General features: G+C 39.6%; 20 protein-coding genes. 11 read left to right on the forward strand and 9 right to left on the reverse strand.

The annotated features are described in order from the left end of the window. Positions 1-31 precede the first annotated feature (31 nt). From RG47T_RS16815 to RG47T_RS16835, 5 genes are all read left to right on the forward strand, one after another. Positions 32-241: a hypothetical protein gene (locus tag RG47T_RS16815; protein ID WP_074490548.1), complete on the forward strand. Its 210-nt coding sequence runs from the start codon at positions 32-34 to the stop codon at positions 239-241. Next, positions 232-591, forward strand: coding sequence for a type II toxin-antitoxin system VapC family toxin (locus RG47T_RS16820; RefSeq protein WP_083627440.1), 360 nt, complete (start codon positions 232-234; stop codon positions 589-591). Before RG47T_RS16815 ends, RG47T_RS16820 begins: the two co-directional genes overlap by 10 nt. Positions 592-750: 159 nt before the next feature. Beyond that, the gene (gene map / locus RG47T_RS16825) at positions 751-1512 is read left to right on the forward strand and encodes a type I methionyl aminopeptidase (RefSeq protein WP_074490549.1); all 762 of its coding nucleotides are present in this window, start codon (positions 751-753) and stop codon (positions 1510-1512) included. A gap of 268 nt (positions 1513-1780) precedes the next feature. Next, complete coding sequence (locus RG47T_RS16830) at positions 1781-4045, forward strand: aconitate hydratase (protein WP_074490550.1); 2265 nt, start codon at positions 1781-1783, stop codon at positions 4043-4045. A 257-nt stretch (positions 4046-4302) separates the two neighbouring features. Beyond that, on the forward strand, positions 4303-4863 hold the full coding sequence (locus tag RG47T_RS16835) for an REP-associated tyrosine transposase (protein ID WP_074490551.1): 561 nt from the start codon (positions 4303-4305) through the stop codon (positions 4861-4863). A gap of 817 nt (positions 4864-5680) precedes the next feature. Here RG47T_RS16835 and uvrA read toward each other — a convergent pair. Continuing rightward, a complete protein-coding gene (gene uvrA, locus RG47T_RS16840) occupies positions 5681-8500 on the reverse strand; it encodes an excinuclease ABC subunit UvrA (protein WP_074490552.1) in 2820 nt (939 codons plus the stop codon). Between the two features lie 252 nt (positions 8501-8752). Between uvrA and RG47T_RS16845 the strand changes: the two genes are divergently transcribed. From RG47T_RS16845 to RG47T_RS16865, 5 genes are all read left to right on the forward strand, one after another. Continuing rightward, the gene (locus tag RG47T_RS16845) at positions 8753-9337 is read left to right on the forward strand and encodes an RNA polymerase sigma factor (RefSeq protein ID WP_074490553.1); all 585 of its coding nucleotides are present in this window, start codon (positions 8753-8755) and stop codon (positions 9335-9337) included. A gap of 71 nt (positions 9338-9408) precedes the next feature. Then, a complete protein-coding gene (locus RG47T_RS16850; RefSeq protein WP_074490554.1) occupies positions 9409-9609 on the forward strand; it encodes a hypothetical protein in 201 nt (66 codons plus the stop codon). 54 nt (positions 9610-9663) lie between these two features. Continuing rightward, positions 9664-10425 (forward strand): endonuclease III, encoded by a 762-nt coding sequence (nth, locus tag RG47T_RS16855; RefSeq protein WP_074490555.1) that lies wholly within the window; start codon positions 9664-9666, stop codon positions 10423-10425. A 218-nt stretch (positions 10426-10643) separates the two neighbouring features. Further along, on the forward strand, positions 10644-11651 hold the full coding sequence (recA, locus tag RG47T_RS16860; protein WP_074490556.1) for a recombinase RecA: 1008 nt from the start codon (positions 10644-10646) through the stop codon (positions 11649-11651). 935 nt (positions 11652-12586) lie between these two features. Next, positions 12587-13132, forward strand: a complete 546-nt coding sequence (locus RG47T_RS16865; protein ID WP_171972550.1) for an outer membrane beta-barrel protein — start codon at positions 12587-12589, stop codon at positions 13130-13132. A gap of 235 nt (positions 13133-13367) precedes the next feature. On the opposite strand, the gene RG47T_RS16870 is transcribed toward RG47T_RS16865, so the two are convergent. The 5 genes from RG47T_RS16870 to RG47T_RS16890 form a co-directional block, all read right to left on the reverse strand. After that, entirely contained in the window at positions 13368-14165 is a 798-nt protein-coding gene (locus tag RG47T_RS16870; protein WP_074490558.1) for an alpha/beta fold hydrolase, read from the reverse strand. 88 nt (positions 14166-14253) lie between these two features. Then, positions 14254-15126, reverse strand: coding sequence for an alpha/beta fold hydrolase (locus tag RG47T_RS16875; protein WP_074490559.1), 873 nt, complete (start codon positions 15124-15126; stop codon positions 14254-14256). A gap of 54 nt (positions 15127-15180) precedes the next feature. Further along, complete coding sequence (locus RG47T_RS16880) at positions 15181-15729, reverse strand: carboxymuconolactone decarboxylase family protein (RefSeq protein WP_074490560.1); 549 nt, start codon at positions 15727-15729, stop codon at positions 15181-15183. Between the two features lie 232 nt (positions 15730-15961). Next, positions 15962-16552: a Crp/Fnr family transcriptional regulator gene (locus RG47T_RS16885; RefSeq protein ID WP_074490561.1), complete on the reverse strand. Its 591-nt coding sequence runs from the start codon at positions 16550-16552 to the stop codon at positions 15962-15964. Between the two features lie 75 nt (positions 16553-16627). After that, on the reverse strand, positions 16628-17593 hold the full coding sequence (locus RG47T_RS16890) for an alpha/beta fold hydrolase (RefSeq protein ID WP_216351067.1): 966 nt from the start codon (positions 17591-17593) through the stop codon (positions 16628-16630). 404 nt (positions 17594-17997) lie between these two features. On the opposite strand from RG47T_RS16890, the gene RG47T_RS16895 reads away from it, so the two are divergent. Beyond that, the gene (locus tag RG47T_RS16895) at positions 17998-18267 is read left to right on the forward strand and encodes a winged helix-turn-helix transcriptional regulator (RefSeq protein WP_216351068.1); all 270 of its coding nucleotides are present in this window, start codon (positions 17998-18000) and stop codon (positions 18265-18267) included. Positions 18268-18462: 195 nt separating this feature from the next. Here RG47T_RS16895 and RG47T_RS16900 read toward each other — a convergent pair whose 3' ends face one another. From RG47T_RS16900 to RG47T_RS16910, 3 genes are all read right to left on the reverse strand, one after another. Further along, positions 18463-19524 carry a LamG domain-containing protein gene (locus RG47T_RS16900; protein ID WP_074490562.1) on the reverse strand — a complete coding sequence of 354 codons (1062 nt, stop codon included), beginning with the start codon at positions 19522-19524 and terminating at the stop codon, positions 18463-18465. Positions 19525-19801: 277 nt separating this feature from the next. After that, positions 19802-20521: a LytR/AlgR family response regulator transcription factor gene (locus tag RG47T_RS16905; RefSeq protein ID WP_074490563.1), complete on the reverse strand. Its 720-nt coding sequence runs from the start codon at positions 20519-20521 to the stop codon at positions 19802-19804. Beyond that, entirely contained in the window at positions 20518-21564 is a 1047-nt protein-coding gene (locus tag RG47T_RS16910; protein ID WP_074490564.1) for a sensor histidine kinase, read from the reverse strand. The genes RG47T_RS16905 and RG47T_RS16910 overlap by 4 nt, the downstream gene beginning before the upstream one ends. Positions 21565-21754 lie beyond the last annotated feature (190 nt).

Genomic DNA, 21754 nt, shown 5'->3' on the forward strand with positions numbered 1-21754 from the left:
AAATTTTGCAACTTTACTTAGAGACGAAAAAATGAAAACGATAACAGTAGATATTTTACAAGATGAAGCTCTTAACCTATTAAAGGATCTTGAAGCTTTAAATGTAATTCGCCTGCATAACGAAGATGAGGAAATTCGCCCTAAAGAAAATTTGTCGAAGAAATATAAAGGGGCGATGTCTAAGCAATCTCGCGAAGAAATTGAAAAGCAGTTACATGATCTTAGTAACGAATGGAATTAAAATATCTTTGGGATACTAATACTGTTATTTATTATTTACAAAATCACGTCCCTCCTGCCCGGGAACAATTGATGGATGATATTATCAATAATTACAAACCGGCCATTTCTGTCATTACTGAAATAGAATTATTATGTTGGAGGTCTGCTACAGATAATGATCTTACTATTCTTAAAAAATTCATCGCGGATGCAACTGTTTTTGAATTGGATCAAAATATAAAGTCTGAAGTTATTTCTATTAGAAAACAATTCAACTTAAAGCTTCCCGATGCTGTAATAGCTGCTACCGCTTTAAAGAATGGCTACACTTTAATAAGCCATAACTACAAGGATTTTAAAAAAGATTGAAGAACTTCATTTATTAGATCCATTCCAGATTATTTAGATTCCATAGTTTCCATCCCTTAAAAGTAATTTTTACTGCCACCCCAATATCATCTGCAATCGATGTAATATGATGCCTAATCATTAATTGGTATCTTTGCACATACCTTTATATAAACTCAAATGTCAATTACTTCAAACGAAGAACTTTCGGGGATGCAAAAAGTAAGCGAAGCGGTGGCCGTGGTATTGAAAGCCATGCGCGAGCATTGCCAACCCGGCATGAGCGCCAAAGAACTGGACGATTTCGGCGGAGTGATGCTAACCGAGATGGGCGCAAAATCTGCTCCTAAACTAACTTATGATTTTCCCGGACATACCTGTATATCTGTTAATCATGAGGTTGCGCATGGTATCCCATCTGCCGATAAAATTCTGAAAAATGGCGACCTCATCAACATTGATGTATCTGCCGAGCTGGATGGCTTTTGGGCCGACAATGGCGGTTCATTTGTTTTGGGCGAGGATATCAATAATCACCTGCCACTAGTAAAAGCATCAAAGCAAATCTTACAAGCGGCAATTAGCCAGATTAAAGGCGGTGTTAAAATTGCCGACATCGGTATGCTGATCGAAAAACAAGCTGCTAAACGTGGCTTCAAAGTAATTAAAAACCTGGCCGGCCATGGTGTAGGCCGCAGCCTGCACGAAGAACCGCACGAAATACTCAACTGTTACGATCGCGATAACAAAACCCGTTTCCGCAAAAATTCTATTGTGGCTATCGAAACTTTTATTGCCACCCACTCTACCTACGCCAATGAAGGCGCAGATGAATGGACCTTAACGGGCAACAAAGGCGGTTACGTTGCCCAGCACGAGCATACTATTATGGTAACAGATGGCGTACCAGTGATACTGACCAAAGAGAACGGAATATATTAAGAGAGATGCAAGAAACAAGAGCCGAGAAACAAGATAGAATAGTCGCAATTTTTCGTTCTCGATTCCTGATTCCAGAATCACAATCAGGATTATCTTTTGTCTTGATTCTTGTCTCTTGGCTCTTGCATCTATTATTTAGAATTTATCCAAATAACATTTGCCCAAACCTACACTATCATTTGGGTGTTAAATTTTGTACATTCGCCGCGTTAGGCCTGTTAAAGGCTCACACATCGGAATTACTTTTTACTTATAAAATCAAATACAAATGGCTTTTGATTTAGACATGATTAAAAAGGTTTACGACCGCTACAGCACGCGTATTGACGCTGCCCGTAAAGCGACCGGAAAATCTTTAACGCTTACAGAGAAAATTTTATATGCTCACCTTTCTGAAGGCGATGCTAAAACTGCATTTGCACGTGGTGTAGACTACGTTGACTTTGCACCAGACCGTGTAGCCATGCAAGATGCTACTGCACAAATGGCGTTATTGCAATTTATGCAGGCTGGCCGTCCGCAAGTAGCTGTACCTTCTACCGTGCATTGCGATCACCTGATCCAGGCTAAAATTGGCGCAGATCAGGATCTTTCTACTGCAAAAGACATTAATAAAGAAGTATACGATTTTCTATCGTCTGTTTCTGATAAATATGGTATCGGCTTCTGGAAACCTGGTGCAGGTATTATCCACCAGGTAGTGTTAGAGAACTACGCTTTCCCGGGTGGTATGATGATCGGTACCGACTCGCACACACCTAATGCAGGCGGTTTGGGCATGGTTGCTATTGGCGTTGGTGGTGCTGATGCCTGCGACGTGATGGCAGGCTTACCTTGGGAGCTAAAATTTCCTAAATTAATTGGTGTACACTTAACAGGTAAACTTTCTGGCTGGACTTCTGCTAAAGACGTTATCCTGAAAGTGGCTGGTATCCTTACTGTAAAAGGTGGTACAGGCGCTATCGTTGAATATTTTGGCGAAGGAGCCCGTTCATTATCTGCAACAGGTAAAGGTACTATCTGTAACATGGGTGCCGAAATCGGCGCTACTACTTCTATCTTCGGTTACGACGAGAAAGCTGAAATTTACCTGCGCGGTACACAACGTGCCGAAATTGCTGATGCAGCTAACGCTATCGCTGAGTACTTAACCGGTGATGCCGATGTTTACGCTAACCCGGAACAATATTTTGACCAGGTTATTGAAATTAACTTGAGCGAACTGGAACCACACGTAAACGGCCCATTCACTCCGGATTTGGCATGGCCTATCTCTAAATTTGCTGCCGCTGTTAAGGAAAACAACTGGCCGGTAAAATTAGAAGTTGGTTTGATAGGTTCATGTACCAACTCATCATACGAAGATATTACCCGTGCAGCATCTATTGCACAACAGGCTATTGATAAAAACCTAAAAGCCAAAGCAGAATACACTGTAACCCCAGGCTCTGAGCTTGTACGTTACACGGTAGAGCGCGATGGTTACTTAAATACATTTGAGCAAATTGGTGGTGTAGTATTGGCAAATGCTTGCGGTCCGTGTATCGGTCAGTGGTCGCGCCATACTGATGATCCAACCCGCAAAAACTCTATCATCACTTCGTTTAACCGCAATTTCGCTAAACGCCAGGATGGTAACCCTAATACTCACGCATTTGTAGCCTCTCCGGAGATTGTTACCGTTTTTGCTATTGTGGGCGATTTAAGCTTTAACCCGTTAACTGATACTGTAACCAACGAAGCTGGCGAGCAAGTTAAATTTGACGAACCAGTTGGTATCGAAATGCCGATTAAAGGTTATGCGGTTGAAGATGCAGGTTACCAGGCACCAGCCGAAGATGGCAGCCACGTTGAAGTTAAGGTTGATCCAAAATCAGCCCGTTTACAATTGTTGGAGCCATTTGCAGCTTGGGAAGGTACAGACATTACCGGCTTAAAACTTTTGATTAAAGCTAAAGGTAAATGTACAACAGATCATATCTCTATGGCTGGCCCATGGTTGAAATTCCGTGGTCACCTGGATAATATTTCTAACAACATGCTGATCGGTGCGATCAACTATTTTAACAATAGCCCCGATTCTGTTAAAAACGAATTAACCGGCGAATACGGTCCTGTTCCGGCTACTCAACGCGATTACAAAGCACATGGTATAGGTTCAATCGTAGTGGGCGACGAAAACTATGGCGAAGGTTCATCACGCGAGCACGCAGCTATGGAACCACGCCACTTAGGTGTACGTGCTATCCTGGTAAAATCATTTGCTCGTATCCACGAAACCAACCTTAAAAAACAAGGTATGCTGGGTATCACTTTCGCAGATACTGCAGACTATGATAAAATACAGGAAGATGATACATTTGACATTGTTGGTTTAACCACCTTTACACCGGGTGTACAGTTAACCGTGGTATTACATCATAAAGATGGTTCAACAGAATCATTCCCTGTTAACCATACTTATAACGCTCAGCAAATTGAGTGGTTTAAAGCTGGGGGTGCGTTAAACATCATCCGCAGACAAATGAACTAATTAACCTTTCGGTTTAGTGAATATAAAAAGGGACGCGATGAGCGTCCCTTTTTTGGTTTTATAGTGGCGTTGCAAACGCTGGGAAGTATTGCGCACGCGATGCAATCGCGCGCGAGTGAGAACACGTAATGAAAAGCGCATAAGATATTTCTCTTGCGCGCGATTGCATCGCGTGCTTAAAACTTCATAGCGTTTGCAACGCTTAAACTTGCAATTATACGTATGGATAATTATCTTAGGCTAACCTAACCGCCTATATGTCTCACCAATATAAAGTCCGCAACCCAGATGATATTTACTTCGTAACTTTTACAATAGTTGATTGGGTTGATATATTTACACGGCCTGTCTATAAACAACTCATAATCGAATCTTTGATCTACTGCCAGCAGCATAAAAAATTAGAAGTACATGCATATTGCTTAATGACGAATCATATTCACTTATTGGTATCAGCAGAATTACCAGCCAAGCTTGCCGATATTATCCGTGATTTTAAAAAACATACTAGTAAACAAATCATCAAATTAATTGATCAGGAAAATGAGAGCCGCAGAAACTGGTTGCTTTTCAGGTTTGCATATAACGGTAAATACATCCAGCGTGTGCAGGACTACAAGGTATGGCAAGATGGTTATCATGGTATTGCATGTGATCGAATAGAAATACTTCTGCAGAAGCTTGACTATATCCACGATAACCCGGTAAGGGCTGGAATTGTAGCCGAGCAAGAGCATTATTTATATAGTTCGGCAAGTAACTATGCGGGTTTATCAGGTTTAATGGAAATATCCATCTTAAATTTGGGCGTGGCGTAGAGGCGTTACAAACGCGAAGAAGTTTTAAGCACGCGATGCAATCGCGCGCAAGTTTCCTTCTTACTTATTCCTCGCGCGCGAATACATCGTGTGCGCATACTTCCCAGCGTTTGTAATGCCACGCTGTGCAAGAAACAAATTCCCCATTTCCACAATTTTTTCCCCACTATTTCTTTTGGAGAAATATTCCCAAGAACTAAGAAGTGGCATTAAACACACTCAAAGGCACTTTTCAAGATTCCCTCAGCTGCGGTATAGGTTTTGCCTTAACCTATATATCAAACGTTAATTAAAACTTTTAAAACATAAAATCATGAACAACTCAATCATCATCGCAGGTATCGTAGCACAAGCAGCTCCATTGTTTTTTGTAGTTAAAACTATCGCAGCAAAATTCAATAACTAAGCATTAAACCTTTCTATTATCAAATAATCTATACATTATAAAACAACAAATATCATGAACCACGCAATCGTAATCGCAGGCATCGTAGCACAAGCAGCTCCATTAGTGTTAATCGTTAAGATCATAGCAGCAAGAGTTAACAACTAATCCACCGGGACAACCAACATCTATTATCAAATAATAACTTTAACAATATCATGAGCAACGCAATTATCATCACAGCCATTACAACAGCAGCACCACTTTACTTCATCGTAAAAAGCATTGCATTAACTATCAATAATAACTAATATGGAAACGAACAGCAGTGATAATTGATAAGTGTCTTTATAGATCGACTTATCAATTATCAAACTTAAGTCCTGCTGTAAAAAGATGTACGTTGTACATCAAGGAATATCTCTAAGGCTATTACTCAGCCAAACGCTCTTTCAGGAATTTTCCGGTATAAGAATCCAGATCATTCACCAGGTCTTCGGGCAAACCTTCAAACACCAGCTTACCGCCTTTATCGCCACCTTCGGGGCCAATATCTATTACCCAGTCGGCACTTTTAATCACGTCCATATTATGTTCAATAACAATAATAGTATTACCCTGATCTAACAGCGCATCGAACGATTTCAGCAACTTCTTAATATCTGCGAAGTGCAAGCCCGTAGTCGGCTCATCAAATATAAATAGTGTTTTGCTGGTATTATTACCCTTAATCAAAAACGAGGCTAACTTAATCCGTTGCGCTTCGCCGCCCGATAGTGTATTAGATGATTGCCCCAACTGCACATAACCCAAACCAACATCAACCAAAGGTTTCAGCTTGTTAATGATCTTGACTTCCTTTTTAAAGAATTCCAGCGCGTTATCGATGGTCATCTCCAAAACTTCCGATACGTTTTTATCCTGGTAAGTTACGTCGAGCACATTTTGCTTAAAGCGTTTGCCGTTACAGGCTTCGCAAGGCAAAAATATATCAGCCATAAACTGCATCTCAATTTTTACTTCGCCCTCACCCTGGCAAACATCGCAACGGCCCCCCTCTACGTTAAAAGAGAATGCCGAAGGCTTTAAGCCCGAACCTTTAGCTGCAGGCTGTGAAGCATATAAGTTACGAATCTCGTCCCAAGCCTTAACATAGGTAACCGGGTTAGAGCGCGACGAACGGCCGATCGGGTTTTGATCTACCGTTTCCACCTGTTCTATCTGCGCATAATCGCCTTCAATACTATCATATGATCCTGTTTGCTCGCCATTATAGTTACCCAAAACCTTTTGCAGGGCAGGGGCTAAAATACGTTTCACCAAACTGGTTTTGCCCGAGCCGGATACACCCGTTACCACCGTAAGTACCCCTAACGGAAACTTAGCTGTAATACTTTGCAGGTTGTTTTCCCTGGCTCCTTTTATAATAATAGAGTCGCTCCATTTACGGCGATGCGCGGGGATAACGATCTCTTCACGCCTGCTTAAATACTTACCGGTTAAACTATCCGAGTCAGTAATAATTTCATCGTACGTGCCTGCAAAAATAAGTTCACCGCCATGCGTACCGGCTTCGGGGCCAATATCAATGAGGTAATCTGCAGCCTGCATAATTTCTTCTTCGTGTTCTACTACTAATACGGTATTACCGGCATCGCGCAACAGTTTCAACACCGTGATCAGTCGTTGTGTATCGCGTGGGTGCAGGCCAATACTTGGCTCGTCCAGCACATATATCGAACCAACCAAACTACTGCCTAATGAAGTGGCCAGGTTAATTCGTTGCGACTCCCCGCCCGACAATGTATTTGATAAACGGTTAAGCGTTAAATAACTTAACCCTACATCGTTTAAAAATATTAAGCGATTTTTAATTTCCAGCAATAAACGCTTGCCAATCTTTTCGTCGTGGGCGCTTAGCTCCAGGCTACCGAAAAATTCCAGCGCCTTGTCTAATGGCATCAATACAATATCGGTGATAGATTTGCCTGCTATTTTTACATACGATGCATCCTGGCGCAGGCGGCTGCCCTTACACTCGGGGCAAACGGTTTTACCACGGTAACGCGATAAAATTACGCGGTATTGGATCTTATAGGTCTGCTCTTCCAGTTCTTTAAAAAACTCGTCCAACCCGCGAAAGTATTTGTTACCCTTCCACAAAACAGCTTTCTCGGCTTCTGTCAACTGGTTATACTGCCGGTGGATCGGAAAGTCGAATTTAAGCGCATGCTTAACAAGGGCATCATTCCACTCGCGCATTTTTTCGCTGCGCCATGGGGCAATAGCACCTTCGTATACGGTTTTACTTTTATCAGGCACAACAAGATCTTCATCAATGCCGATGATCTTGCCATAGCCTTCACAACGTTTACATGCGCCGTAAGGATTATTAAAGCTAAAAAAGTTGGGCGAAGGTTCTTCGAAACGGATGCCGTCCAGCTCAAATCTGTCGCAGAAAAAGGCTTCGGTTTCGTGTTCGGTATCCGGGTGCGGGTAACGTACGTAGCAATCGCCACGGCCTTCAAAAAATGCAGTCTGGATAGAGTCGCCCATACGGCTGATGGTTTCATCATCGGCATTTACAGAAATACGGTCGACCACAATCCGCACCTGGTTCTCGGCAAGCGAATCATTTACAACAGTTTCATCTTCCAGGATACTTTCTATCCGGTTTACTTCCCCCTTATATTCTATCCGTACAAAACCTTTCTGCATCAAAACGGCCAACTCTTCTTTTAAAGAGCGATCGTTATGCGGATGCAGGGGGCATAATATGGTAACCTGCGTTTCGGCAGGCATGGCTGTTAAAAAGTTAATTACATCTGTAGTACTATCCTTTTTTACCCTTTTGCCCGATACCGGAGATAAAGTATGCCCAATACGCGAAAACAATAATTTAAGGTAATCATAGATCTCGGTAGAGGTACCAACGGTTGACCGCGGATTAGAGGTGATCACCTTTTGCTCAATAGCGATGGCGGGGGCAATACCACGGATATAATCAACATCGGGCTTATTCATACGGCCCAGAAACTGGCGTGCATAGCTGGATAAGCTCTCTACATACCGGCGCTGCCCCTCGGCATAAAGGGTATCAAAAGCCAGAGACGATTTGCCCGAACCAGACATGCCGGTTATCACAACCAACTTGTTTTTTGGTATAGCAACATCAATGTTTTTGAGGTTGTGTACCCGCGCTCCTTTTATAATAATATGATGTTGTGGATCTGCTTCTGTTGCTTTAATCATCGGTATGGATATCCTGTCTTTTAAGAGGTTGCAAAAATCCTAAAAGATTTAGCATATTCCAAATAGACACTTAAAAAACTACATATAAGAGAGAAAGCACCCATAACAGTTTTTTAAAATAATTTGTTTGTTAACGAAATAATTGTTTTATTTGGTATAACAATTCTAAAAAAAGAAAGAGGAACCCCTATAGATTAGAACTTTACTTAAACAAGTATTTTTTAAATTAATTACGTTTAAAGTAGTAGTTCTATGGATTTTCAATTGAAAAGTGATCAGGAATTAATCCATCTATATATTGCGGGTGATGAAAGTGGGTTGGTGGAGTTAATCCGACGTTATCAATCCAAAATATACACTTCCATTTATTTACTGGTAAAAGATCAATATCTGGCCGAGGATATCTTTCAGGATACCTTTATTAAGGTAATTAACACCCTTAAGGCTGGGAAATATAACGAAGAAGGTAAATTTTTACCCTGGGTTACCCGCATAGGCCATAACCTGGTGATAGACCATTTCCGTCGCGAAAAGCGTACACCCTTAGTTAGCAATGGCGAAGACTTCGATATTTTTGAAGTACTGGGCAATTATGATGAGAGCACGGAAGACAAAATGGTGCGCGAACAAACCCATAAAGACTTAAAATCATTAATACACTTATTGCCGTCCGAGCAGAAAGAAGTATTAATTATGCGCCACTACGGCGACCTAAGTTTTAAAGAAATTGCCGATATAACCGATGTAAGCATCAATACAGCCCTTGGCCGGATGCGCTATGCCCTAAACAACCTGCGTAAAATGATGCAGACTAAAGAGTTGAGTTTAAAAAACTAATTAATTTTTAAGCTAAGTAAAATAATCCATTTAAGGCTGCGTTTGTTATCATATACAAACTTTACAAGCTTATGGGTGAACTTTTTACAACAACGTTTTTAAATGTAATCAATAACCAGGATGCTATGGATAAGTCAAATGTTATCGAGAACATGGATGCCGATGAAATGTTATTTTATCACTCGCTCCGCACAGATATGGATCAGTTACAACTGAAACCAAATCTGCAAACCATTCATAATATATTGAATTACTCTAAGCACTTGCGTTAAAGATCTTCATAATAAGAGCCCCGGTTTCATCGGGGCTCTTATTATATTTGTGCAATGCTTAAACAAGAACGCTACCGCCACTTTGTAGATTATTTTTCAAAGAACCAGCCTAACGCTGTTACAGAACTGCACTATTCCAACCCATTCGAGTTACTGGTAGCTGTAATACTCTCTGCCCAATGCACCGATAAGCGCATTAACCAGGTTACCCCTGCCCTTTTTGAACGTTACCCAACGCCAGAGTCGCTGGCCGAATCAACTGTTGAAGAAATATTTTCTTATATCCGCAGCGTAAGCTATCCTAATAATAAAGCCAAACACCTTTCGGGCATGGGCCAGATGTTGGTAGAGAAATTTAACAGCGAGGTACCCGGTAATATGGAAGACCTGCAAAAGCTCCCAGGCGTAGGCCGAAAAACGGCCAACGTTATTGTATCGGTTATCTTTGACATCCCGGCCATCGCGGTAGATACCCACGTGTTTCGGGTGGCCAACCGTATTGGCTTAACCACAAATGCACGCACACCACTGGCGGTAGAGCGGCAACTGATAGAGCATCTGCCAAAATCAACCCTAAGTGTGGCACATCATTGGCTGATATTACATGGGCGGTATATTTGCCTGGCCCGCAGGCCTAAATGCGAAATTTGCCCACTTACCTATTTTTGCCGCTATTACGAGCGTGCTAATACAGAATCTGCCTTATTAAAAGCAGCAACCGCCCAACAGAAGAAACTAGAGGCCGCCAAGAAGAAAAAACTGAATGCCACTACACACAAGGCTTTGAAGAAGATTAGTGTGGATAAGAATATTTGATTCTCCCTTCTATCTTAGGTAAGTTTACTAATTAAATAAAACCGCTTGTCATTCTGAACGTAGTGAAGAATCTTCTGTAATAGTAAGTTTCAACCAGAATAGCGAAGAAGATTCTTCACTACGTTCAGAATGACAAAACAAAAACAATTAAAAAATAAATTACTAATTTTATTAGCATTTAATAATTTTATATTATATTTGTTCAAGAAACAATAAAGATGAGCAACCCGGATAAATTGAAAGCATTGCAGCTTACGTTAGATAAGCTGGAAAAGTCGTACGGCAAAGGAACTGTTATGAAATTGGGCGATAATACCATAGAACCTATGGAGTTTATTTCAACCGGTTCAATAAGTTTAGATATCGCACTTGGTATAGGCGGTTTGCCTAAAGGCCGGGTAATTGAAATATACGGGCCGGAGTCTTCCGGTAAAACTACACTGGCTATCCATGCCATTGCAGAGTGCCAGAAAAAAGGCGGTATTGCCGCATTTATTGATGCAGAGCATGCGTTCGATCGTTTTTACGCTAAGAAATTAGGTGTAGATGTAGAGAACCTGCTAATCTCTCAACCAGATAATGGAGAGCAAGCCTTGGAAATTGCCGATAACCTAATCCGCTCTGGAGCTATCGATATTATCGTAATTGACTCTGTGGCTGCCTTGGTACCTAAAAGCGAGATTGAAGGCGAAATGGGCGATTCTAAAATGGGTTTACATGCCCGCTTAATGTCGCAAGCATTACGTAAGCTAACCGGTACTATCAGCAAAACAGGCTGTTGCTGTATCTTCATTAACCAGTTGCGCGAGAAAATTGGTGTAATGTTTGGTAACCCCGAAACTACTACCGGTGGTAACGCCCTTAAATTTTATGCTTCGGTACGTTTGGATGTACGCCGGATCTCTCAAATTAAAGACAGCGACGAAGTTTCTGGTAACCGCGTAAAAGTAAAAGTTGTTAAAAATAAGATTGCACCGCCATTTCGTATTGCCGAGTTCGACATTATGTTTGGCGAAGGTATCTCCAAGGCAGGTGAAATTATTGATCTGGGTGTTGATTTCAACATCATTAAAAAAGCAGGTTCATGGTTTAGCTATGGCGATACCCGCTTAGGCCAGGGCCGCGATGCGGTTAAGCAGCTTATCCTTGACAACCCTGAATTAGCGGAAGAACTGGAAGAAAAAATCAAAGCATCTATCACTGCCGATAAACTGGCAGAAGCATAGTATTTACAATACATTGTATGTGAAGGCCGTTCGCTTAGTAAGCAAACGGCCTTTTTTCTTTCCAACCCCATCTTTTTTTCTTTCCAATCCGTCATCCCGAACTTGTTTCGGCACTCCACAAGATAGGTAAAACGTACTACATATTGCAAGACTTTGTAAGTCTTAAACTTAGCATGTGAGATACCAAAGGCAAAGACTACTTGGGTAATCAGTTTTATTGCCTCAGCTGGCTGGCTATGTATCTGCATCGCACTTTCGTGATAAATTTTTAGAAATTCTAACCCCGGCAGAATGGGGAAAAGTAATGGAAACCAAATAGCATAAAGGTATTCACGCCTGCTAAATCCGAAATAGAAAATTTTTATTTCCACAAATCTATCAAGGTCGCTGCTTGCATGCCCATGCATGGAAAATGTTAACCTTATTTCTTTGAGAAAGTTGTTGGTTTATCATCATCAAATATTCCTCGGCGAACTTCGACTTCGTTACTGCTTAAACTTTCCGGATCTGTGACCATGCTGTCCGAAGTTTTGAAACTTCATACCACTATGCTTGTAGATTGCATCTAAAGTAAACAAGAAAGGCCATCAGATAAAAACGGACAGCCTTCTGTCTTAGTAGAATGGGAGCGGCAAAAGTTCTAACTTTCATCGTGATATAGAGGCAATTGTAGCTGCGAAGAAAATTATTGAAATCACCAGCCATTTTAAGATAAAAGCTTGATTTTCTCAAATAGTGAAATATCAATATTTTGATAAGTTTTCTAAATGGTTATGATAATGTTCAGTTATAATTTACTAATAAAACCATCAGGAAAAATAATCCGCACATAGAAAATACTCATTTTACCGGGCTAAATAACTATTACATATCTTACTCCAATTATGGAATCATGCATTTTATGCGAACAAATCGCAAAGTTAAAACATAGTCATATGATTCCTAAATTTGTATTCAAGTGGCTTAAGGAAACAGGTTCAGGGTATCTAAGAGGTGGCGACAATTTTAATATCCGAGTTCAGGATGGCCCTGCTTACAAAATGCTTTGTGCCAAATGTGAGCAATCATTTGGCAATGAAGAAACTTTCTTCGCTTCAAGAATTTTCTACCCGATTGTCAATGAGGAAGCTCGTGAGTTTGCTTATGATGAGCGATTTTTTAGCTTCGTCGTATCTGTTATTGGAGGTTATAACCTAACTGTATATTACACGACCACACATGACCTGTTTACGAATGTAACTCAACAGGATAACATTAAAAATCTGTTTTATACGTCATATCAAAATCTGGGACTAAGTTCAAATCTTGGTTCAACATTAACAGCAGCGTTTCACCCAGCCGCCTGGTGGGATATGAATTTTGTATTGGATGGGTTTTATCAGCACGAGGCATCTAAGTATTTACAAGGGAGTTATAATCGTCACAACTTTTCCTATGACGGAATGATGAATCAGTCTTTTATGATCAATAAAAATTGTTAATGTCATTAAGTTTTTGGTTCCCATGTAACACAGCCACAAGGCGTTGCTTGGTGGTTGTGTTCTTTTCAATAACGAAATTTTTGACCAATAAAATTTGTCTTTTTATAAAAAAACCACCTCTCGGCAGTCATTATTACTTAGAAGAATTGAAATGCTCAATTATTATATTACAAAAAACCAGGCCCTGAAGTCATTTCAAGGCCTGGTTTTCAGAATAAAACTAGATAAAAATCGATTATTTACTTTCAGCAATAATTATATCAGATAGTTTATCCGGCATAGAAATGAAAGGTGTATGACTGCTTTGCAGTGTGTAAACCTTTTCAACTTTACCGGCTTTTACCATACGTTGCTGAGCAATGTAGCTAATTGTATGGTCATTAATGGTATAAATATATACCTTCTTAACACTGCCAAAATTCTTTTCGGTCAGGTGTACCTTTTCAGCAAGAGGAGCTAACGGCTCTGGTTTAATATTAGCTGCAAGGTATTCCTGAACTTGTTGTGGCGCATCCGCCGCCAAAATGTCTGCTACACCTTCTTTAGCAATTATTGCTGCACCGTGTTCCTTATCTACTGTAAGGCTCCCGCTGATGTGAGAATTCGAATCCTGTCCTGCAAGTCCTAAAAGGCTGTCGCCATCAATTGGAAGCGCCGCCGCCAAGTAAACTAATTTTTTTATTTGTGAAGGTATTTCTTCAGCCACTTGGCTAATTATTAACCCCGCAAAACTATGCCCAACCAGAATCACATTGTTGCGGGAACCGATTGCCGCTTTGACCTGGTCAACATAGGTTTGAAAAGTTATTTTCGCAAAAGGTGTTTGGTCTTTTCCGTGGCCAGTAAGGTTAATAGCAATAACCTCATGACCTTGTGCTTTTAATAGTGGTACTACGGCATCCCATGAAGATACGTCAGCCCATGCGCCATGGACTAAAATAATTGTTTCCATTTTTTTATTTGATTTAGTTGTTGATGCAAATGAGGTGTAAGCAAGTACACTCATTGCGATTGTTATTAATAAATTTTTCATTTTTTTAAATTGGTTTAAGCGACATAGGCTTTTAGAATACCCAGTAAAAGCCTTGATTTTAATTTCAGTTTTTACTGGTTTGATTAAGTTATTTTATGTTTAGGTTGCTTAAAAAGGACGTGATATTGTCTGAAATTTCTTTATGATATTCTTCTAAAGCGAAATGGCTTGTGTTGTATAAATGTAATTCCGCATTTGGCAGGTCGGTTAAAAATGCTCTGGCCGCAGCTTCAGGAAAGAAAGGGTCATTTTTACCCCAAACAAGTAATGTTTTAGGTTGATGGGTGCGAAAGTATTCTTGCCATTTAGGATATTCTGCGACATTGCTTGAATAATCGTGTAATAAATCAAGATGGATTTCATCCAAGCCCGGTTTTGATAAGTTTTGCAGGTCGGATAAAAATGCATCCGGGCTTATCAATTCCGGGTTCTCAATACCTGTAAAGTAAAATACTTTAATACCGTCCAGGGTCATTAAAAATCGTATCGGCTTCTCTGTTTCTTCATTTCTGTTTTCCAGAAAAGGCATTGCAGCGCCAAATCCTTCGCCGATACCTTCCATGTATGCATTAGCATTTTGAATAATTAACGATTGAATTAACTCAGGTCTCTTAGATGCCAATCTAAAACCAATTGGGCCGCCGTAATCAAAAGCATATAAGGTAAATGCTTTGATACCAATTTGATCAATAAACTTTTCTACGGTAATTGTTAAATTTTCAAAGCTGTATTTGTAATCTGCAGTTGACGGGGCTTCGCTGTTTCCGAATCCTGGGTAATCGGGCGCTATCAAATGATAATCGTTCTTCAGGTCTTCAATTAAATTCCTGAAACTAATGGAAGATGAAGGAAAACCACCTAATAAAAGTATAGTAGGTTTGTTGCTGTCACCGGCTTCACGGTAAAAAATGTTGACTCCATCAATATTTATTGTTTTATAAGCTACTTTGTAATTTTTCATTTTATGTTTTTTTTAGATTTGTTTAAAAGATATTTATTATTGATTTGCGACAAATTATAATTCCTCAGCAAGGGGGAAATCAATTTCAAAGGCGGTAAGGTTGTGGATATAGTTGCTGATAATTTTATCGCCGATTACAATAATCACGTCGACCAGATTGGCTTCTGTGTAACCCGCCTCAAAAAAAGCTTCTAAAAGGGCGTCATCAGCACGCCCGTGGCTTACGGTAATGCTTTTGGCTAATTTCACAAGTGCATCAATTTTACTATCAAAACCGGCGCTGCCGTTTCTCAAATCAATAACTTGCTCATCGGTGAATCCATTCATTTTACCAAGTACGGTGTGTGCACTTAGGCAATAGCGGCATCCATTTACCTGGCTTACCACAAGATTAATTACTTCTCTTTCTTTTGCTCTTAACGTGCTTTTTCGGTTCTGAAAAGTCAGATAATCAGCCAAAGCCGTTTCGCTCTTGGCGAAGTAGGCATACAGGTTAGGAACAAAGCCTAAGCCTTTCTGCAGATTATCAAACAATTGTTGATTAGTGGCAGAAACTTCTGCTCTTGCGGGAACATCGAAAGTCCTTTTTCTTATAGGTGTCATTTTGTACTATTTAATTGCTTTCTGTCGTTATTGACAATACAAAGATGCTATCAAAGGTGAGCCTGTACCAATGAAGTAGATTAGGAAATAAGGGCGAACTGGTTAGGGCAAAAAAGTTGAACCAGATTAACTTTTTATCGGGCAACACGTTTCGAAAAACAAAAAGCCACCAAATGGCGGCTCTTTGTGATGCATAAACTTATTAAGTTGAGTGTTCGTTAAACAACAACTTTTATTTAGTTGCCCTTTTATTTCTCAATTTAGAAAGATATTCAGTTGTCATCCCCAAGTATGAGGCAAGGGCATATTGAGGAACACGATTAACAATTTTAGGGTATTTATGCAGAAAGCTTTCATATCTGAATTCTGCTGTTTGCGTAAGATTTGTGATTAGCTGCCGAAAATGGAATGCCTGTGCCCTTTCTGCCGAAATACGAAAAAACGTTTCATATTTGTGATTTGCCTGTTTAAGCATGTCCTCATTTTCTCGGCTTAGTTGTAGAATGATGCTGTCTTCCAGCGCAATTACAAACATGGTAGCCTGCTCGGCATTATAATAACTGTTGTAGTCAGTTATCCACCAATCCTCAATTGCAAATTGGATGGTATGATCTTCTCCGTTATCAATAACGACATATGCCCTAAAAGCACCAGCGCATACAAAATTTCTATAATTTGCAGTAAAACCTGGCTGTACAATAAACTGACGTTTTTTTACCCTTGTCAATTTAAATTGAGAAAGCATAAAATTTAATTCGTCGACCGTTAACGGCACTCTTTGTAGGATGTGGCTTGCAAGCGGTTCAAAATCCTGGTTCAGCATAACTGTTAATCACCTATTGTTAATTGTTAAACATAATTTATATTACAACCTGATATTAGAAAGACCTGGAGTTGATTATTTTAAAAATGCCCTTATATATCCAGCTATTTCCTGCGCCGATTCGTCTAATGCGAAATGTCCAGCATTAAGCAAGTGTATCTCGGCATTTGGTACATCCTTTTTGTAGGCCTCCGCACCGGCTACTGTAAATGAAGGATCGTACTTCCCCCATACCACCAACAGGCGCGGTTGAAATTTTCGCATCCAATCTTGAAACTTTAAATAAAACGGCAAATTATTTTTATAATCATAAAAAAGATCAAGTTGAATTTGTAATACCCCTGGTTTGTTTAACCATGCCAATTCATCCGTCCAGTAGTCGGGATTGATTAAATCAGGTTCCGGGTTATTTCCGACATGCCTTCCCCTGGTGGCTTCCGCCGAACTGAAGTTCTTTATAATTGATGATTCATTTGATTTGCTATCATTCCAAAAGGCACGTCTTGTTGTCCAAAGAGGGGACAAACCTTGTTCATGGCTTACCGCATTTTGAATAATAATGGAAGTGATTTTTTCAGGGTGGGCTAAAACAAGTCTGAAACCAATAGGCCCACCATAATCCTGCACATACAAACTGTATTTAGTTAAACCTAATGCAATGGTAAAATCACCAATAAATTCTCCCAGATGGTCGAACGTATATTTAAAATCTGCGGCTGGCGGCATTTCACTGTTGCCAAAACCAGGGTAATCAGGAGCTATTAAATGGTATCGATCCGCTAACAAAGGCAATAGCGTATTAAACATACGGGACGAAGATGGAAAGCCATGCAATAGCAAAATAACCGGGGCGCTCGTAGAACCGGCTTCCCGGTAAAAGACGTGAACTCCATTTATTAAGATAGTTTTATAACGCGTTCTGGTATCAGTTTTTATCAAATTTGAACCTGTTGACATATGATTTACATCATTTTTAACAGTATCCTGCGCCTGAATGTGAAGCGCACCGCATAAAAGAATTATTGAAAATATTTTTTTCATTTTGTAACAATTTATTATGCAAAGAGGAACAATTCCACATTAAAGCAATATCTCTAAACCAGTTTAATGGGTTGCACCCTGTTAAAACCCATTACCGGCAGCGATAATTTTATGTTTACTCCAGATAGCGTTTATAGCGTATGCTATTCGAATGAATTGCAGATCCTATGCTGAGTTGGGCAGCAGAACTGAAGGTAAAATCAATGTTGTGTTTTAAACTCTTTTTTCGATGGCTCGAAATTAGTCATCAAATTTAATGACACAAAATGATTATAAGTGATTGCATTAATCATCTATAATGATTAACATAAAGTAACACGACTAATTCAATTATTTAACCCGCAGCAAAAACAGGCACTTTCGCAAAGCAGGCGGGGGTGATGAATGGAAAATGAAAAATTAACTTGATCTGGTGTATTTATAACGGAGTCAAAAGACCGGGTGAATTACATTCTAAAATGCCTAAAGCATCCCGTCGATTATTGGATATACAGCTTAAGCAGCTTTCAAAGCTCGGTATACTCAACAAAACAAATTTTGATCAACAGCCTTTAAAAGTAGATTATGAACTCACACCGCTGGGTATGACATTGATACCTTTGATAGAAGTAACCGAGCAATGGGGAGAAACTCACCGTGACGTGTTAGAGCCATTATTTCAGATACTTGTTTAACAACATGCTTTAAGTCCCAATATAAATAAAGACCCAGATATCGTTCGAAACATAAAAGGGGAAATCAATTTTCAAAAAACGATTAAAACTTCACCCGATTCAAGAAGTGACTCGAGTTTTGTCCGGAATAGAGGCTTATTTAGTGACTCAATAACATCTTTGATTGTTAATTCCCCTCTTTCAACACCTTCTTTTTTAATTTTGTACCGTGATTCCGCTTAAATTCCTGAGCCTGGCAATAATACCCCAACTGTAAAAGTTATTAACCACACCAATTAATAAAGTATTCTTTCCGGTTTTAAGCGGAATGTTTACCATAGAATTATCGATGTTGAGGCATCCATTCGGAAACTTTGCAAGCGGTAACCCGAATTGATTTTTATCTGCATCAATTAAAATATTATTTGCGAAAACATACACTTCATCACAAAATCCAAGCTGCATCTGCATTACCTGATCCTTTGTGGAATTAATGGTAGTTTTTAGCCAAACGTATCGGCCGGTATCATTTACTCCAAATTTTCGGGATAAGTTGATCACACCACGCCTTTCCGCTGTAATCTTGCTCCATTGAGTGGAATCTTTTGGCAGGTCACCGATTGTTAATTCTTTTCCCCGGCTCATAACCTTTGATGTGCTTACTTCCCATTCCCTTATGTAATTTATATCGTATTTAGTAGGGTCTATCCCTTCCAATGGCGATAAGTTCCCAACATCATTCGGTTTAATTGTCAAATTGGCAAAATAGGCAAGTCCGTCAAATCCAATTGTTCCGGATTTGCTATTGCTTTCCAATCTCGGAATTTCTAAAACAGGCTCATCCATATCGTTTACATAAACACGCATCTGCATACCGGAAACTACCAGCTTTATATGGTTCCATTCATTGTTGTGTACTGGTGCCGGCCCATCATAGGGCGACATCATATTAAAAAGCAGCACGCCATTTACAACAGGTGCATATTGGATATCATCGTTGGTACGCTTGCTATCATCCCTTTTGGTGCGCAGATAAACATATTCGCTTTCTTTCGAATTCTGCTGACGGAAGTAAACGCCTATTGGGTTAAAATTACTTTTTTCAGCTTCTATCGGTTGTGTATCAAATTCAATTGTGCCGTTAGTGAAAACTATCCCTTTGATATTTATTTGCCCGCCGTTTCGATTCATTCTTACAGCCTTTACTCCTTTATAAGTTACAAACTCTGCTTTTGAGGCAGTAGTATCCCATCTGGACGATTCGATAGGAATTATCATTATTTTCTGATTGTTATTGACTTGTGCATGGCAGTCAAAGCAAAAAAATAGTATCAAAGGGACGGTCAGGAATAAGTTTCTTAATATCATTGCTTTTTGATTTTGGTCAAAAGAAGCAATATTTCTGGATGGAAATTCCCTTTTTGGGTCAATGATACATTCGACCTTACCAATAGGCATAATTCGCCGATGAAAAAATTTTAGATTGATGATTTTGAAAAATCATTGACGAGGCGCCTTTTCAAAAATTGATGCGCCTGCCTAAATCGCAAAATAATTAGCTGCGAAGTTTTATTTGCAAGGCTTCTGCAAAAGATCCGCCAATCGGTAATTCTATCGTACCAATTTCAACGTGGCTAGCAGAGAATGCCGTTACAAAATTCAGTGAGATAATAAAGGATCGGTGTATCCTTATAAAGTGATCGGGCGATAGGTTTTCCTCCAGTTCATATAGGGTTTGGTAGGTAATTATATCGCGATCTGCCGTATGTATTTTTATAAAACCTTTCAGTCCTTCAATATATTGAATATCCCGAACCATAACCCGAACCATTTTTTTATCAGATTTCACATAAATAAAGGGCTGGGCAAGGGTATTTGACGGCTGCAGGACGCTAGGGTAATTCATGAATTTTGCAGACCCGATGGACTCAAATTTTGAAATGGCTTTTAAAAATCTTTCAAACGAAATAGGCTTGAGCAAATAATCTACCACATTAAATTCGAAGCCGTCCAATGCGAATTCACGGGAGGCAGTAGTCAATATTATCGGAGGTGGATCTTTTAACGTACGTAATAATTCAAGGCCCGTTAATTCCGGCATTTGTATATCCAAAAACAACAGATCAACAGGCTGCTTCTTTAAAAATTGGTAAACCTGTGTGCCGTTACGACAAATTCCTGTGATTGAAAAATCAGGCAACTTGGTTAAATGGCTTTCGATAACGTCAATAGCCAGCTGCTCATCGTCGGCGATTACACATCTGATCTTACTCATAATCCAATTTTTAAATAGGCTTCAAAATATTCTTCGTGCTTGATCAGCAACAATTCATGCCGATCAGGATAGGTAAGCTCGAGCCTGCGTTTCAAATTCTTAACACCCAGACCATGTTCCCGAACTTCTATGCTTTGATGGTAGCTGTTTTTTACCCTCAAGGCCAATTCATTGCCACTAACTTTCAGATTTATTGTAACCCATCCCGAGCCATTAGTTATACCATGTTTAAAAGCATTTTCAATAAAAGGCAGCAGCAACAAGGGGGTTATCGTTTTACCGTTTAAATCTCCAAAGTATTGAAACGATACCTCCAGGCGGTCAGCAAAACGTATATCTTCAATGCTGATGTAATCCTCCAGGTATTTAATTTCCTCTGTAAGCAGTACTTTACTAGTGCCTGTTTTATAGAGCATATAATGCATGAGATCCGAAAGCCTTAACACTAATGCATTGGCTTTTGCTGAAGTATCGATGGTTAGCGCATGTAGGCTGTTAAGCGTATTGAAAAAAAAGTGCGGATTGATCTGTGCTTTTAAATAACCGAGTTCTGCAGAGATCTTTTCAATCTCTAATTCTTTGATATTTTTTTCAGTTTGATACGATCTTCTTGCAAGTCGCAAAAATGTTGTTAACGCTATCATTAAAAAAATCCGCACCGCATTCCTCAGAATACGTAACGTGATCCAAAATTGATTTTTATCCAGCAAATACCTTTCGGGAAAATGGTATTTATCCCATCTTCGCCAGATGAAATGTGCCCAGGCTCTATCTAATAAAGCTCCAAAGAATACCAAGAGTAAGAGTAAACAAATATAGGTGGCAAATTTTTTGCTGTCGTAAAATTTGGGCAGAAAAATAAGGAGGTTAGTATAGCATACAATTATTGTTGTTAATACCAATGTAATTTGCTGTACATCAAAAGTAAATGATACTACATCATTGCTCATTACACCCAGGCTTATAATTTGATAAGCGATAAAAGCTAACCAAAATAGCAGATGTAAGCCTAATTTGGGGGTTAAGGACAATTTTTTTATCATTAATATGGATGCTAACCTCCGCTTTTGAGAAGCTATTAAAATCTAAGCAAGGTAGTAACTATATAAAAATTACGAGAACTATTCAATCGGAAGAATATGGTTATGTAGCGTTGAAGCGTTTTCAACTGCGTCGAAAATCAATTTACCGACATCCTTCGGGTGAAAAAGCGAAACAGCATAATTTGTCCCG

The organism is Mucilaginibacter polytrichastri, assembly GCF_001911425.1.
In the GTDB taxonomy this organism is placed as follows: Bacteria; Bacteroidota; Bacteroidia; order Sphingobacteriales; family Sphingobacteriaceae; genus Mucilaginibacter; species Mucilaginibacter polytrichastri.